This window comes from Pseudomonas sp. AL03 (assembly GCF_029960815.1).
Classification (GTDB): domain Bacteria; phylum Pseudomonadota; class Gammaproteobacteria; order Pseudomonadales; family Pseudomonadaceae; genus Aquipseudomonas.
This window is the reverse complement of record NZ_JASBRE010000006.1, coordinates 55,626-70,392: the sequence shown is the minus strand read 5'-3', so window position 1 is coordinate 70,392 and position 14,767 is coordinate 55,626. Positions and strand designations below refer to the sequence as shown.

The following is a 14,767-nucleotide window of genomic DNA, read 5'->3' as shown; positions in this document are numbered from 1 at the left end:
ACTTATGCCATGCAGGCAGGTCGGACCCTTTCTTCGGTTACTCAAGGCAGTAGAGCACTAAAAGCGCGCATTGCTCGCTTTCGTGCGCGCAGGAGCGCACATAAATGTGGCGGATCGGTGGGCCCGTCGACTCAACGTTGCGTGCGCGATGCCTTGGAAGCGTGCCTGATCAACTCGCGCTGGCGACGGATTTCAACCAGCCGGGTGCGCATTTCTCGTTGTCCGTTGCTATTGAGAAAAAGCAGCCCCAGTAAAGGGGACAGCAAGGCCAACACATAAATCACTCTGGGGGGGGTGTACTGGATCATCGGCAACACGAACAGCAGGCATGCCACAAAAACCCCGGCCACCATCCACACCCACCGCGGCCTTCCACGCACAATCATGAAATTGCTATGAACAATCAGAAGCGTCAGTGCTGCGCCTGCCAGAAAAATATAAAACCCGCTGTCAGCAAGCGGCGCATTCTGGAAATAGGTGACGAACGACAGCGCAACTGCAAAGGCGAGTGAAAAGTAGGCGGCAAAGATCCCGCCAAGAAATGCCAGAAAGTAACGTCTGAAAAATGCCTTGAGTGTTAGTTGTTCGCTCACTCGTCGATTTCCTCGTACAGGCCGATCGCAACAGTTTTGACATTGCCTGACAAGGCACTTCCAGTAAGGCCGATCGCAGCCCCTAACGAATCCTTGATCTGGGTGACCGTGCCATGCTTGAGTTGAGTTGGCGTGAAGCGTTTAGGCAGTTCTCCCGCCAATTGCTTCAGTTTGAGCATTTTCGATGTCAGTCTTGGATCATTGATGCTCAGAAGTTCCTTGGTCAGCTTCGCCCGTTCCTGCCTGTTCAACCCACGAAGCACATCGCGCAGGCTTTTCCCGGTAGTAGCCTTGGCGACCCTGACCAGTTTGATGGTGGCCAGAGCAGATGCCCCAACACCCACCAGGGAAGTGGCATCCAATCCGATAGATGCGTTCTGGTACCACGCCTCGCTGTCCAGCCAATCGTTCACTTCAGGCTTGGCCACTTCAAGGGTGGTTCGTGCGATGCCATTGAGGCACTGAAGACTGCTTGCCCCGGCGGCGGTATAAGCAATAGCGACAACGACCGAACTCGCACCCGCGCTGAACGGAACCAGGATCGTTCCGCTGGCAATGACAGCCCAACTGATCACTGCCCCGGCGCACGACAGCGTGGTATTCACCGCCTCTGCTACCAATCGCGATTCCCGCGGATTGTTCTGCACCTGATCGGCGAATTGCGCAGGCGCAATGTACTTCTGCGCCTCCCGCAAAATGATCCGCTTGGGCTTGATGCTGCAAATCGGCTTGAACTCGCGCAGGGTGACTACGTTGAACTCGGCATCGATGTACACCACGCCCGCGCCGACGATTCCGGGATCGGCGTCGATGGCGGCGAACAGGCGTGGCAGGTTGATCTGGTTTTCGATGCGTTGGCGGGCCATGAACTGGGAGGGGCTGTAGTCCATGCCGATACCCGGTAAGGGGTTGTTCATGTGAATCGTCCTTGAGAATTGGGGGTGAGATCTTTATTGCCTGTGCCGCCGTCATCGCGGGCGAGCCCGGCTCCCACAGGGTTTGGCGTTGTACCGGGGGAACCGGTTTTCCTGGTGGCCACTGAAGTGCGCGTCACCTTAGCAAACAGGCCGTCCCCTCGCTAGAAAGCAAAACGCCAGCACTGAGGCTGGCGTCTTGCGATGCGGTACGGCAATTAACGCGGCACGACAGGTTTGCGCGCAGGCTTTGGCCCCTTGCCTTTGGCCGCATCCTTACGGTCCTTCGCCGCCTGCTGGTTGCGGGCGAATGCCGCAGCCTTGGCCTGTTCGCGCTTGTCCCACGAGTTGCCGCCATCGCTGGCGCGCGGTGGCAAGCCAGTGTGCTGGGTCAGGATCTTGGTGGTCTTTTCCCCTGCCACTTTATGGCTGCCGGCGGGTGTCGAGTTCTTGCGACGGGCGCTCTGGTAGCTGTCGGTCGCCGGCTGGTGCAGCGGGATCAACTGATTCTTGCCCGGCCCGATCAGGTCGGCGCGACCCATGCGGGTCAGCGCTTCACGCAGCATCGGCCAGCCTTTCGGGTCGTGATAACGCAAGAACGCTTTGTGCAGACGACGCTGCTCTTCGCTCTTGACGATGGTCACGGCGTCGCTCTTGTAAGTGACCTTACGCAGCGGGTTCTTGCCCGAGTGGTACATCGCGGTGGCGGTGGCCATCGGCGACGGGTAGAACGCCTGCACTTGGTCGGCACGGAAGCCGTTGCCCTTGAGCCACAAGGCCAGGTTCATCATGTCTTCGTCGGTGGTGCCCGGGTGCGCGGCGATGAAGTACGGAATCAGGTACTGCTCTTTCCCGGCTTCCTTGGAGTACTTCTCGAACATGCGCTTGAACTTGTCATAGCTGCCAATGCCCGGCTTCATCATCTGGTTGAGCGGACCTTCCTCGGTATGTTCCGGGGCGATCTTCAGGTAACCACCAACGTGGTGGGTCACCAGCTCTTTGACGTATTCCGGCGACTCGACCGCGAGGTCGTAACGCAGGCCAGACGCGATCAAAATCTTCTTCACACCCGGCAAGGCACGAGCGCTGCGATACAGCTGGATCAGCGACGAGTGGTCGGTGTTCAGGTTCGGGCAAATACCGGGGAATACGCACGAAGGCTTGCGGCACGCGGATTCGATTTCCGGGCTCTTGCAGGCGATGCGGTACATGTTCGCGGTCGGACCACCGAGATCGGAAATGACGCCGGTAAAGCCTGGAACCTTGTCGCGGATCTCTTCGATTTCGCGAATGATCGACTCTTCGGAACGGTTCTGGATGATCCGGCCTTCGTGCTCGGTGATCGAGCAGAAGGTGCAGCCGCCGAAGCAGCCACGCATGATGTTCACCGAGAAACGGATCATGTCATAGGCAGGGATCTTTTCCTTGCCGTACGCCGGGTGCGGAATGCGCGCATAGGGCATGCCGAACACGTAGTCCATTTCTTCGGTGGTCATCGGAATCGGAGGCGGGTTGAACCAGACGTCGACTTCGCCGTGCTTCTGAACCAATGCACGGGCGTTGCCCGGGTTGGTTTCCAGGTGAAGCACGCGGTTGGCGTGAGCATAAAGCACCGCGTCGCCACGGACTTTCTCAACCGACGGCAGACGAATCACAGTCTTGTCGCGAGTCATTTTCGGGCTGGCCAGAATCTGCACGACTTTGGCTTCGCTCGGGTCTTCTGCACTTGAAAAAGTCGCGCCCTTTTCCTGCTCGATGGTGCAAGCCGCAGTGTCCTGAGTGTTCACATACGGGTTGATGATCTTGTCGATCTTGCCCGGACGGTCGATACGCGTGGAATCGACTTCGTACCAGTCTTTCGGCGTATCGCGACGGATGAATGCGGTACCGCGAACGTCGGTGATGTCTTCGATCTTGTGACCGTAGGACAGGCGCTGGGCGACTTCGACGATCGCGCGCTCGGCGTTGCCGTAGAGCAGGATGTCGGCGCAGGCGTCGATCAGGATCGAGTTGCGCACCCGGTCCTGCCAGTAATCGTAGTGGGCGATGCGGCGCAGGGAAGCTTCGATGCCGCCAAGAACGATCGGCACGTTCTTGTAGGCTTCCTTGCAGCGCTGGCTGTAAACCAGGCTCGCGCGGTCCGGACGTTTGCCCGCCAGGCCACCGGGAGTGTAGGCGTCATCGGAACGGATTTTTTTGTCGGCGGTGTAGCGGTTGATCATCGAGTCCATGTTGCCGGCCGCGACGCCGAAGAACAGGTTCGGCTCACCGAGCTTCATGAAGTCGTCTTTGGACTGCCAGTTTGGCTGAGCGATGATCCCGACGCGAAAGCCCTGAGACTCCAGCAGCCGGCCGATGATCGCCATGCCAAACGACGGATGGTCAACGTACGCATCACCAGTGACGATGATGATGTCGCAGGAATCCCAGCCAAGCTGATCCATCTCCTCCCTGCTCATCGGCAGGAATGGCGCTGGGCCGAAACATTCGGCCCAGTACTTGGGATAGTCAAATAACGGCTTGGCTGTTTGCATGACGATGACCGGTGTTGAGATGAAAAATCGCGGGCGCGGAATATAGCACAAAAAATAACCAATTCCGACGGCTATGGTCGGAAATTGCAACTCTCGGCAACTTACTCGTCGTCGAAGTTATAGCTGCCCGGCGCCAGGTTTTCGAAGCGGGTGTACTTACCGATGAACGCCAGTCGTGACGTACCGATCGGGCCGTTCCGCTGCTTGCCGATGATGATCTCGGCGATGCCTTTGTGCTCGGTTTCCGGGTGGTAAACCTCGTCCCGGTACACGAACATGATCACGTCAGCATCCTGCTCGATCGCTCCGGATTCACGCAAGTCGGAGTTGATCGGGCGTTTGTTCGGACGTTGCTCCAGGGAGCGGTTGAGCTGGGACAGCGCCACCACCGGGCAGTTGAATTCCTTGGCCAGGGCCTTCAAGGAACGGGAGATTTCAGAAATCTCGTTGGTCCGGTTGTCGCCGCTCGAACCCGGGATCTGCATCAATTGCAGGTAGTCGATCATGATCAGGCCGACATCGCCGTGCTCACGCACCAGACGCCGAGTCCGCGCTCGCATTTCCGAGGGGCTGATACCGGCCGTATCGTCGATGAACAGCTTGCGATCGTTGAGCAAGTTGACCGCCGAGGTCAGGCGCGGCCAATCGTCGTCGTCCAGGCGGCCGGCACGAACCTTGGTTTGATCGATCCGACCGAGGGACGACAACATACGCATGATCAGCGATTCGCCTGGCATCTCCAGCGAATAAACCAGTACGCACTTGTCGCTGCGTAATACGGCGTTTTCCACCAGGTTCATCGCAAAGGTGGTTTTACCCATGGATGGACGGCCGGCGACGATGATCAGGTCGGACGGCTGCAAGCCGCTGGTCATGCCGTCGAGATCGGTATAACCGGTGGAGAGGCCCGTAATCGCGTTGTCAGTGTTGAACAGCGTATCGATACGGTCGATGGCCTTGGTCAACAGGTCATTCACGCTCACCGGGCCGCCGGTTTTTGGCCGGGCCTCGGCGATCTGGAAAATCTGGCGTTCGGCTTCGTCGAGAATCTCTTCAGCCGAGCGGCCTTCCGGGTTGAAGGCGCTGTCGGCGATTTCGGTGGCGATGCCGATCAACTGCCGCAACGTTGCTCGTGCGCGAACGATCTGCGCATAGGCCTTGATGTTGGCGACGGACGGCGTGTTTTTCGCCAGTTCACCCAGGTAACCAAGGCCGCCGACCTGCGAGGTCTGACCTTCCTTGTCCAATTGCTCGGCAAGGGTCACGACGTCGATCGGCGAGTTCTGGTCCGCGAGCTTGGCGATCGCGCGGAAGATCAGACGGTGGTCATGCCGATAGAAATCGCCGTCGGAGACTTGATCGAGCACGCGTTCCCAGGCGTTGTTGTCCAGCATCAGACCACCGAGCACGGCCTGTTCGGCCTCGATGGAATGCGGCGGCACCTTCAGGGAAGCGGTTTGCAGATCGTATTGCTCGGGAGCGGAGATATCGTTCATGGCCACTTGGTTTATTTAAGAAAAGCAGGGGTTACAGAAAGACAAAGGGCACGACCTGTAAACAGGATCGTGCCCGATGTTACCGGCAAGCACCCGAGGGTACCAGCCGACAAGTGCTGCTTAAGCTGCTACCACGACAACGCGTACGGTGGCTTCAACTTCGGCGTGCAGGTGCACGGCTACGTCGAATTCGCCTACGTTGCGGATGGTGCCGTTCGGCAGACGAACTTCGCTTTTTGCGACTTCAACGCCAGAGGCGGTCAGTGCATCAGCGATGTCGTGGGTGCCGATCGAACCGAACAGCTTGCCTTCGTCACCGGCAGTGGCAGTGATAGTCACTTCCAGCTCAGCCAGTTGGGCGGCACGGCTTTCAGCCGAAGTTTTACGGTCTGCTGCGGCTTTTTCCAGCTCAGCGCGACGCTCTTCGAACGCAGCCAGGTTGGCAGCGGTCGCAGCGGTAGCTTTGCCGTAAGGCAGCAGGTAGTTACGACCGTAACCAGCCTTAACGTTCACTTTGTCACCCAGGTTGCCCAGGTTGGTGACTTTTTCCAGAAGGATCAGTTGCATGTGAAAATCCTCTTAACTTTTAACCTTCACCGTTCGCGCTATCGGCGTCTTTCGGCGCCGAACGACCGCGAAAATCAATCAGGCTGTCGACGATGGCCAAGACCACCAGCAACGGATAGATCAGCTGCATGAACAGCAACAGCGTCACGTACAACCCCACCAGCCAGAATCTGGCCAGTCGCTTTTGCGCCACCAGCCCGTGAATCAGGGCCAGCCCGGCGAACACCAGCGGTACACTGCACAACGGCGTCAACATGGCCATCTGTGGACCGATGTTCGGCCCCAGAAGCATGCACGCCAGCAGCAACATCGCTGGTAGAAGCGGGAGTCGGATGGCGCGAAACTCGCGACCAAAACCACCCGGGTTGTACAACAACGCCTGCCAGTAGCGCCCGACAAGCAGGCTCAGCACACTGACGATTTGCAACAAGGCCGCAATCAGGCCGGTCAGGACCGGTGCAATCAGGGACGCAAAATGCGCTTGCTCGTCTACCGACAACTTCTGGTAGACATCACCGAGTAGCGACGGCATGACTTTTATCAAAGCCTGCGCCAGCATCTCGATTTGGGGAGCAAAAACTGTCCCCAGCACCACTGCAAACACCACTCCCATCGCTATGCTGACCAGCAGCACGCGGTTCCAGGACTCACTTGCGCGCAAAACCAACGCAAGGCTCCAAGACCCCAGCAACACCAGAAGTGAGCGTGGGTCATCGGCGTAAAGCCACCAGATCAATGCCGGCAGCAGTCCCAGAGCAAGAACGCTCGAGGCGTCCTTCAATCCGCGCCGCAGGAGCACAAAGCATCCAGCGGCAGCACCCAACCAATACAACAACGGCAATGCCGCGCATCCAGCCACTACCAGAGTGGCCTGCATACGGCCGCGCATGATGAACTCAGCTATGGCTCGCATGCATTCAATCCTTTGCTACGTGTCGACTGCCCGATCTCAGCGGCCGTGGCTGTCGGTGTAGGCCAGCAGGGCCAGGAAGCGGGCGCGCTTGATAGCGGTGGCCAGCTGACGCTGATAACGTGCTTTGGTACCGGTGATGCGGCTTGGAACGATTTTGCCGGTCTCGGATACATAAGCTTTCAGAGTGTTGAGATCTTTGTAATCGATCTCTTTCACGTCTTCAGCGGTGAAGCGGCAGAATTTACGACGACGGAAGAAACGTGCCATTTGATAGGCTCCTTAAAAGGTCCGTGGATTACTCGTCAGCGTTATCGCTGTTGTCGCTGTCATCACTATCAGCGCTTTCAGCGCCTTCGTGCTCAGGACGGTCGCGACGCTCACGGCGCTCACTGCGGTTTTCTTCAGCCTTGAGCATCTCGGATTGGCCAGTAACGGCTTCTTCGCGACGGATGACCAGGTTACGGATCACTGCATCGTTGTAGCGGAAGTTGTCTTCCAGCTCGGCCAGGGCCTTGCCAGTGCACTCAACGTTCAGCATCACGTAGTGAGCCTTGTGAACATTGTTGATTGCGTAGGCCAGTTGACGACGGCCCCAATCTTCCAGACGGTGGATTTTGCCGCCGTCTTCTTCGATCAGCTTGGTGTAACGCTCTACCATGCCGCCGACTTGCTCGCTTTGATCCGGGTGGACCAAAAAGATGATTTCGTAATGACGCATGAATGCTCCTTACGGGTTGTAGCCTGCCGCTCAAAAGCGGTCAGACAAGGAGTGAATGACACTTATGGACTTGCTTGCGATAGACACATGCGTGCCTGCCGTCACAGCAAGGGGCGCAATTGTAGAGAAGGGACAGAAGAGGTGCAAGGCAATTGGTGATTATTTGAACAATCAGCCATTGGATGACGCGGAGCGTCGATGGATGCATTCCCACGCGGAGCGTGGGAACGATCTATTGAGCAGGATCAGGACTTTTTGGCGGTTCCGGCAGCCTTGACGCTGCGTTGGCGCTGAGCCTCGAACAAGCACACGCCGGTCGCCACGGAGACGTTGAGACTGCTGACGCTGCCGGTCATCGGCAGGTGCACCAGGTAGTCGCACAGATCGCGAGTCAGGCGACGCATGCCGCTGCCTTCTGCACCCATGATCAGGATGGTCGGGCCGGTCATGTCTTGCTGATACAGACTCTGCTCAGCCTCGCCCGCCGTGCCGACGACCCACAAGCCACGCTGCTTGAGTTTTTCCAGGGTGCGCGCCAGGTTGGTCACGGCGACCAACGGAATCACTTCCGCTGCGCCACAGGCAACTTTCCGTACCGTCGGGGTCAGCGTGGCTGACTTGTCCTTCGGAACGATCACCGCCAGTGCACCCGCCGCATCGGCAGAACGCAGGCAGGCACCGAGGTTGTGCGGATCGGTCACGCCGTCGAGCACCAGCAGCAGCGGCGCGCCTTCGGTTCGATCGAGCAGCTCGTCGAGCATTGCTTCGCCCCAGACCTGGCTCGGACTCACCTCCGCAACCACGCCCTGGTGCACGCCTTCGACCCAGGCATCCAGCTCGCGACGCTCGGCGTTGCCGACGGCTACGCGATTTTCGTTCGCCAGCTGGATCAGCGTCTGGACCCGCGGATCGCTGCGGCCTTCAGCCAGCCAGATCTGCTTGACGCGTTTCGGGTGGTGACGCAGCAACGCTTCTACTGCGTGCACGCCGTAGATCTTTTCCAACTGACTCATGACTTGGCCTTAGGTTTACGCGCCCCGCCACTTTTGGCAGCAGGAGCGGAACCCGCTTTTGGCGGGCCTTTACGGTGTTTACTCGGTTTGGCTGGCTTGCCGCCGGGAGCCTTGTCAGGCGCCGACCGTCCGGCCTTTCCCCCAGACGCCGCTTTACCGCCGCTTTTCGCTTCGGACAGCAACGCCTGCTTCATTTCGCGGCTTTTACGCAGCTCGGCATTTTTCGCCGCGGCATCGCTCGGGCGATAGGCTTCGACAGCCTTTTCCTTGGCAGGACGACGACCGGTTTTAGCCGGGACCGGTTCTGCCGCTGTTTTTGTAGAAGCGGCAGCCGGTACAGTCGCTTCAGTCCCGCGCTTCTTGCGACCGATCGGCGCGCTGATGGTTTTTTCAGCCATCTCGAAGTCGATCTTGCGTTCGTCGAGGTCGACGCGCATCACGCGCACCTCAACGGTATCGCCAAGACGGAAACTGCGACCGGTACGCTCACCGGCCAAGCGGTGATGTACAGGGTCGAAGTGGTAGTAATCGCCCGGCAGCGCGGTGACGTGCACCAGGCCTTCGACATAAATGTCTGTAAGCTCGACGAACAGACCAAAACCGGTCACGGCGGTGATCACACCCGGGAACGACTCGCCCACGCGATCCTTCATGAACTCGCACTTGAGCCAGTTCACAACGTCACGGGTTGCTTCGTCGGCACGGCGCTCACTCATCGAGCACTGCTCGCCGAGCTGTTCCAGGATCGCTTCGTCGTACGGATAGATGCGCGCTTTCGGAATGGTCATCGCGCCAGCACGGCGAACGTGCGGCGTGTCCATTTTCGAATGGATGACGCTGCGAATCGCCCGGTGCGTGAGCAAGTCCGGGTAGCGGCGGATCGGCGAGGTGAAGTGGGTATAGGCTTCGTAATTCAGGCCGAAGTGGCCCTGGTTATCGGCGCTGTACACCGCCTGGCTCAACGAACGCAGCATAACGGTCTGGATCAGGTGGAAATCCGGACGGTCCTTGATGCTGGCCAGCAGTGCCTGGTAATCCTTCGGCGACGGACCGTCCTTGCCTTTGTGCAGGGACAGGCCGAGCTCACCGAGGAAGGCGCGCAGTTTTTCCAGACGCTCCGGTGGCGGGCCATCGTGGACGCGATACAGCGCAGGGATTTCGTGCTTTTTCAGGAATTCAGCGGTGGCCACGTTGGCCGCCAGCATGCATTCCTCGATCAGCTTGTGAGCGTCGTTACGAACGGTCGGACGGATTTCGGCAATCTTGCGCTCGGTCCCGAAGATGATCCGGGTTTCCTGCGTTTCGAAATCGATTGCGCCGCGCACGTGACGGGCCGCCAGCAGAACCTTGTACAACGCGTACAGCTGTTTGAGGTGCGGCAGAACGTCGTTGTATTCGCCACGAAGCTGACGCGCTTCGGTGACTTTCGGCGTCTCCAGCATGGCGCTGACCTTGTTGTAGGTCAGGCGAGCGTGGGAGTGAATCACCGCTTCGTAGAAACAGTAGTCGGTCATCTCGCCGGATTTGGAGATGGTCATCTCGCAAACCATGGCCAGGCGATCGACGTGAGGGTTCAGCGAGCACAGGCCGTTGGACAGTTGCTCAGGCAGCATCGGCACCACGCGCTCGGGGAAGTACACCGAGTTGCCGCGAACCTGAGATTCATTGTCCAGCGCCGAACCGATTTTCACGTAGCTGGAGACGTCGGCAATGGCCACGTACAACTTCCAGCCGCCGGAGAACAGGCGCAGCTTGCCCGGTTTGGCTTCGCAGTAGACCGCGTCATCGAAGTCGCGAGCATCTTCGCCGTCAATGGTCACGAACGGCAGATGGCGCAGGTCGATGCGCTTCTCTTTGTCTTTCTCTTCGACTTCAGGCTTGAGCTTGGCGGCTTCTTTCAGCACCGCCTCAGGCCAGACGTGAGGAATATCGTAGGTACGCAGGGCGACATCGATTTCCATGCCCGGCGCCATATAGTTGCCCACGACTTCGACCACGTCGCCTTGCGGCTGGAAGCGTGGCGTCGGCCAGTGAGTAATCTTCACTTCGACGAACTGACCGATTTTGGCGTTGGCGTTACGGCCCGGCGTGACCAGCACTTCTTGCTGGATCTTCGGATTGTCCGCGACGACGAAGCCGATACCGCCCTCTTCGAAGTAACGACCGACGATGGTCTCGTGGGCACGGGACACCACTTCGACGATCATGCCTTCGCGGCGACCGCGACGGTCGAGGCCGGAAACACGGGCCAGCGCACGGTCGCCATCGAACACCAGACGCATTTGCGCCGGGCTCATGAACAGGTCGTCACTGCCGTCGTCCGGGACCAGGAAGCCAAAGCCGTCACGGTGACCGCTGATGCGGCCCAGGATCAGGTCGAGCTTGTCCACCGGCGCATAGGTGCCGCGACGGGTATAGATGAGCTGAGCGTCGCGTTCCATGGCGCGCAGGCGGCGACGCAGGGCTTCGATCTGGTCTTCTGTGGTCAGACCAAACTCTTCGACCAGTTGCTCGCGGTTAGCAGGCGAACCCCGATCAGCAAGGTGCTGAAGGATCAGTTCGCGGCTAGGAATAGGGTTTTCATATTTTTCCGCTTCACGAGCGGCCTCGGGATCGAGGGACTGCCAATCGGCCATTAGAGAGTTTTCACCTTGTCTATATGCGGGTTAGTTTGGCATAGGCGTAATGAAACGGGAAATTTCAGGCTATGACAGCCGATCTAAAGCCCTTTATCGACACTGCAAAGCTGATTTGAATGCCACTGGTAAAATTTTCCAGGTTTTTTTGATGTCAGGGGTTTACAGTTAAAAAGACGCTCCGTATAGTGCGCGCCATCGACGACGGAGACGTTGCCGATACTGCCCAGATGGTGAAATTGGTAGACACGCCAGCTTCAGGTGCTGGTGACCGCAAGGTCGTGGAAGTTCGAGTCTTCTTCTGGGCACCAATTTCGAGCTTGAGATTAGATCAATTTCAAGGCTCACACAAAACCCCGCGAAAGCGGGTTTTTTGCATTCTAAGCTTCTGATTTATTAATACTAAATCAGGGGTTTACAGATCAAAAAGCTCTCCGTATAGTGCGCCACATCAACAGCGGCAACGCTTGCGATGATGCCCAGATGGTGAAATTGGTAGACACGCCAGCTTCAGGTGCTGGTGACCGCAAGGTCGTGGAAGTTCGAGTCTTCTTCTGGGCACCAATTCAAATTCAAGATCACGATCTTGAATTTCACAGAAACCCGCGAAAGCGGGTTTTTGCGTTTCCGGGGTTTGAAAAGTAAGTCCTGAACGTTCTAGCAAACCCTTCTCCGCCCCGCAAGGCGCACTTGAGAAGTAATATCGTTTATCATTGTTGCAAGATTTTGCAATGCGACAGTGAGGAACCCTGCGAATGATGTTTCGAAATACCCTGCGCCGCGGCCTGACCTTCACCCTGCTCGGCCTGGCACTCGCTACTCCCCTCACCCAGGCCGCCGATGCCGTTTCCCTGACACTCTATAACGGCCAACACAAGGAAGTCGGCGACGCAATTGCCAAAGCCTTCGAAGCCAAGACCGGCATTCACGTCAATGTGCGTAAAGGCAGCAGCAACCAGCTCGCCAGCCAGGTCGTCGAAGAAGGTGATCGCTCGCCCGCCGACATGATTTATACCGAAGAGTCGCCCCCACTGAACAAACTCGGCGAACAAGGCCTGCTGGCCCAGACCGATGTCGCCACCCTCGCCGTTCTGCCGAAAGACTATGTCGCTGGCAATGGCACCTGGATCGGCATCACCGCGCGAGTCCGCGTCGTCGCCTACAACCCCAAGCTGATTGACGAGAAAGATCTGCCGAAGTCGGTGATGGAGTTCTCCGACCCGAAATGGCAAGGCAAGGTCGGCTTTGTGCCTACCAGCGGCGCCTTCCAGGAACAGGCTGTGGCAATCATCAAAGTACACGGCATGGACGCTGCGGAAGAATGGCTGACCGGCCTGCGCGCATTCGGCAAGACTTACAGCAACAACATGGTTGCGCTGAAGGCGGTGGAAAACGGCGAAGTCGCCACCGTGCTGGTGAACAACTACTACTGGTTCGCCTTGCAGCGTGAGAAAGGCCAGCTCGATTCGAAACTGCATTACTTCACCGGCGGCGACGTCGGCGGGCTGATCACCGTTTCCAGTGCGGCCGCGCTGAAATCCAGCAAGCATCCAAAAGAAGCCCAGCAATTCCTCGCCTACATGGCCAGCGAAGAAGGTCAGCGTGTGATCACCCAGACCACCGCCGAGTACCCTTTGCACAAAGGCATGGAGTCGGATCGCGGACTCAAGCCGTTCAGCGAACTTGAGGCACCGAAGGTCACGCCAGCCGATCTTGGCAATGCCGAAGAAGCCCTGGACCTGGAACGTGACGTTGGCTTGAACTGATGAGCGCATCGTTATCCGCCCCCGTCGCGCGCGGGGGTTACGTGCCACGGCGCAAGCGGCCATCGATCTGGTTGTTGCTCCCGGTTTTACTGCTGGTCGTGCTCAGCCTCTTGCCGCTGGTGTATGTCGGGCTCAAAACCTGGCAGGCCGGTTGGGCCGAGGCACTGCACCTTCTTTGGCGGCCTTATGTGTTCGGGCTGCTGCGCAATACCTTGGCACTGATGGTCGGTGTGACGCTGGCCTGCGGCGTGATCGGCCTGTCGCTGGCGTGGCTGCTGGAACGCAGCAATCTGCCGGGGCGACGCTTGTGGGGCGTCATTCTGTGCCTGCCGTTCGCGGTGCCGGCATTTGTCAGCAGTTTTACCTGGGTCTCGTTGAGCGCTCACTTCGAAGGGCTCGGCGGGGCAATCCTGGTGATGACCCTCTCCAAGTACCCGCTGATATTTCTGCCGGTCGCGGCGACCCTGCGCAATCTTGATCCCTCTCTCGAGGAGTCCGCACGAACCCTTGGGCAGAATCGCTGGGGCGTGTTTTTCAGGATCACCCTGCCGCTGCTCTGGCCTTCGTTGCTGGCCGGTTCGCTGCTGATCGCCCTGCACATGCTGGTGGAGTTCGGCGCGCTGTCGATCATCGGCCTGCAGACCTTCACCACCGCGATCTATCAACAGTTCGAGCTCGAATTCAGTAACGCCAACGCAGCCATGCTTTCGGCAGTATTGCTGGCGCTGTGTCTGGTGCTGCTTTGGCTTGAGCTGCGGGTGCGCGGCAAGGGCCGGCATGTGCGCACCGGTCAAGGCGCGGCGCGACGTGCAGAGCAGGTTCGCCTGGGACCGTGGTCGGCGGCTGGGCAGGTTTATTGTCTGGCGCTGGCAATCATCGGCAGCGGCATTCCGCTGGGCATGTTGGTGTACTGGCTAGCAGTTGGCTCCTCAGCCGCATTCCCCGTGGCGGCGATCAGCGAAGCGCTGTTGTCGTCACTGGCACTCTCCCTCGGTGGCGCAGCACTGTGTCTGGTGCTGGCTGTGCCGGTTGGGCTGTTGGTGGTGCGCTATAAGGGTCAACTGGCAATCTGGGCCGAGCGTCTGCCGTATTTGTTGCATGCACTGCCTGGACTGGTGATCGCACTGACGCTGGTGTATTTCGCCCTGCACTATGTGCCAGCGCTGTATCAGACCTCGGCGTTGTTGCTGATCGCTTATGCGCTGCTGTTCCTGCCGCTGGCTCAGGCGCCGATTCGCACGGCACTGAACAAGGCTGCGCCGCAACTGGAAGAGGCGGCACGCACGCTGGGGGCGTCGTCCTTCAGTGCGTTTTGCCGGGTGACGTTGCCGATCATCTTTCCAGCACTCGGTGCAGCGTTTGCGCTGGTGTTTCTGGATGCGATGAAGGAGCTGACAGCGACGTTGTTGCTGAGTCCTACCGGGCTCAATACGCTGGCAACGGAAGTCTGGGCGCATACCGCGAATGTGGAGTTTGCGGCGGCGGCGCCTTATGCGGCGTTGTTGATTTTGGTGTCGGGGTTGCCGGTTTATCTACTCACGACACGGATGTATTTGAGCCGTTAAGACCGCCTTCGCGAGCAAGCCCGCTCCCACAGGGGAACGCATTCCAATGTGG

General features: G+C 58.6%; 12 protein-coding genes and 2 tRNA genes. 4 read left to right on the top strand and 10 right to left on the bottom strand.

The window, feature by feature from the left end:
• Positions 1-131 precede the first annotated feature (131 nt).
• From QK293_RS08345 to rnr, 10 genes are all read right to left on the bottom strand, one after another.
• Positions 132-593 (bottom strand): hypothetical protein, encoded by a 462-nt coding sequence (locus QK293_RS08345; protein WP_282376706.1) that lies wholly within the window; start codon positions 591-593, stop codon positions 132-134.
• On the bottom strand, positions 590-1,510 hold the full coding sequence (locus tag QK293_RS08340; protein ID WP_282376705.1) for an NAD synthetase: 921 nt from the start codon (positions 1,508-1,510) through the stop codon (positions 590-592). Before QK293_RS08340 ends, QK293_RS08345 begins: the two co-directional genes overlap by 4 nt.
• Positions 1,511-1,725: 215 nt before the next feature.
• Complete coding sequence (locus tag QK293_RS08335; RefSeq protein ID WP_282376704.1) at positions 1,726-4,041, bottom strand: YgiQ family radical SAM protein; 2,316 nt, start codon at positions 4,039-4,041, stop codon at positions 1,726-1,728.
• Between the two features lie 101 nt (positions 4,042-4,142).
• Positions 4,143-5,537, bottom strand: a complete 1,395-nt coding sequence (gene dnaB / locus QK293_RS08330) for a replicative DNA helicase (RefSeq protein WP_282376703.1) — start codon at positions 5,535-5,537, stop codon at positions 4,143-4,145.
• A 120-nt stretch (positions 5,538-5,657) separates the two neighbouring features.
• Entirely contained in the window at positions 5,658-6,104 is a 447-nt protein-coding gene (gene rplI, locus QK293_RS08325; RefSeq protein ID WP_003197251.1) for a 50S ribosomal protein L9, read from the bottom strand.
• A 19-nt stretch (positions 6,105-6,123) separates the two neighbouring features.
• Entirely contained in the window at positions 6,124-7,017 is an 894-nt protein-coding gene (locus tag QK293_RS08320) for a hypothetical protein (protein WP_282376702.1), read from the bottom strand.
• A gap of 36 nt (positions 7,018-7,053) precedes the next feature.
• Positions 7,054-7,284 carry a 30S ribosomal protein S18 gene (rpsR, locus tag QK293_RS08315; protein WP_002551829.1) on the bottom strand — a complete coding sequence of 77 codons (231 nt, stop codon included), beginning with the start codon at positions 7,282-7,284 and terminating at the stop codon, positions 7,054-7,056.
• A 28-nt stretch (positions 7,285-7,312) separates the two neighbouring features.
• Entirely contained in the window at positions 7,313-7,735 is a 423-nt protein-coding gene (gene rpsF, locus QK293_RS08310; RefSeq protein WP_003217491.1) for a 30S ribosomal protein S6, read from the bottom strand.
• 245 nt (positions 7,736-7,980) lie between these two features.
• Positions 7,981-8,748: a 23S rRNA (guanosine(2251)-2'-O)-methyltransferase RlmB gene (gene rlmB, locus QK293_RS08305; protein ID WP_282376701.1), complete on the bottom strand. Its 768-nt coding sequence runs from the start codon at positions 8,746-8,748 to the stop codon at positions 7,981-7,983.
• Positions 8,745-11,384 carry a ribonuclease R gene (gene rnr / locus QK293_RS08300; protein ID WP_282376700.1) on the bottom strand — a complete coding sequence of 880 codons (2,640 nt, stop codon included), beginning with the start codon at positions 11,382-11,384 and terminating at the stop codon, positions 8,745-8,747. The genes rlmB and rnr overlap by 4 nt, the downstream gene beginning before the upstream one ends.
• A 224-nt stretch (positions 11,385-11,608) precedes the next feature.
• Between rnr and QK293_RS08295 the strand changes: the two genes are divergently transcribed.
• The 4 genes from QK293_RS08295 (at position 11,609) to QK293_RS08280 (ending at position 14,715) form a co-directional block, all read left to right on the top strand.
• Positions 11,609-11,695 (top strand) — tRNA-Leu (locus QK293_RS08295).
• 166 nt (positions 11,696-11,861) lie between these two features.
• Positions 11,862-11,948, top strand: a tRNA-Leu gene (locus tag QK293_RS08290).
• Between the two features lie 191 nt (positions 11,949-12,139).
• Positions 12,140-13,150: an extracellular solute-binding protein gene (locus tag QK293_RS08285; protein ID WP_282376699.1), complete on the top strand. Its 1,011-nt coding sequence runs from the start codon at positions 12,140-12,142 to the stop codon at positions 13,148-13,150.
• Complete coding sequence (locus tag QK293_RS08280) at positions 13,150-14,715, top strand: iron ABC transporter permease (protein WP_282376698.1); 1,566 nt, start codon at positions 13,150-13,152, stop codon at positions 14,713-14,715. The genes QK293_RS08285 and QK293_RS08280 overlap by 1 nt, the downstream gene beginning before the upstream one ends.
• Positions 14,716-14,767 lie beyond the last annotated feature (52 nt).

Bases quoted from the DNA above. Each gene is read 5' to 3' on its own strand.
- QK293_RS08280 (WP_282376698.1), top strand. From the start codon at position 13,150: ATGAGCGCATCGTTATCCGCCCCCGTCGCGCGCGGGGGTTACGTGCCA.
- QK293_RS08335 (WP_282376704.1), bottom strand. From the start codon at position 4,041: ATGCAAACAGCCAAGCCGTTATTTGACTATCCCAAGTACTGGGCCGAA.
- rpsR (WP_002551829.1), bottom strand. From the start codon at position 7,284: ATGGCACGTTTCTTCCGTCGTCGTAAATTCTGCCGCTTCACCGCTGAA.
- QK293_RS08320 (WP_282376702.1), bottom strand. From the start codon at position 7,017: ATGCGAGCCATAGCTGAGTTCATCATGCGCGGCCGTATGCAGGCCACT.
- rplI (WP_003197251.1), bottom strand. From the start codon at position 6,104: ATGCAACTGATCCTTCTGGAAAAAGTCACCAACCTGGGCAACCTGGGT.
- dnaB (WP_282376703.1), bottom strand. From the start codon at position 5,537: ATGAACGATATCTCCGCTCCCGAGCAATACGATCTGCAAACCGCTTCC.
- rpsF (WP_003217491.1), bottom strand. From the start codon at position 7,735: ATGCGTCATTACGAAATCATCTTTTTGGTCCACCCGGATCAAAGCGAG.
- rnr (WP_282376700.1), bottom strand. From the start codon at position 11,384: ATGGCCGATTGGCAGTCCCTCGATCCCGAGGCCGCTCGTGAAGCGGAA.
- rlmB (WP_282376701.1), bottom strand. From the start codon at position 8,748: ATGAGTCAGTTGGAAAAGATCTACGGCGTGCACGCAGTAGAAGCGTTG.
- QK293_RS08285 (WP_282376699.1), top strand. From the start codon at position 12,140: ATGATGTTTCGAAATACCCTGCGCCGCGGCCTGACCTTCACCCTGCTC.
- QK293_RS08340 (WP_282376705.1), bottom strand. From the start codon at position 1,510: ATGAACAACCCCTTACCGGGTATCGGCATGGACTACAGCCCCTCCCAG.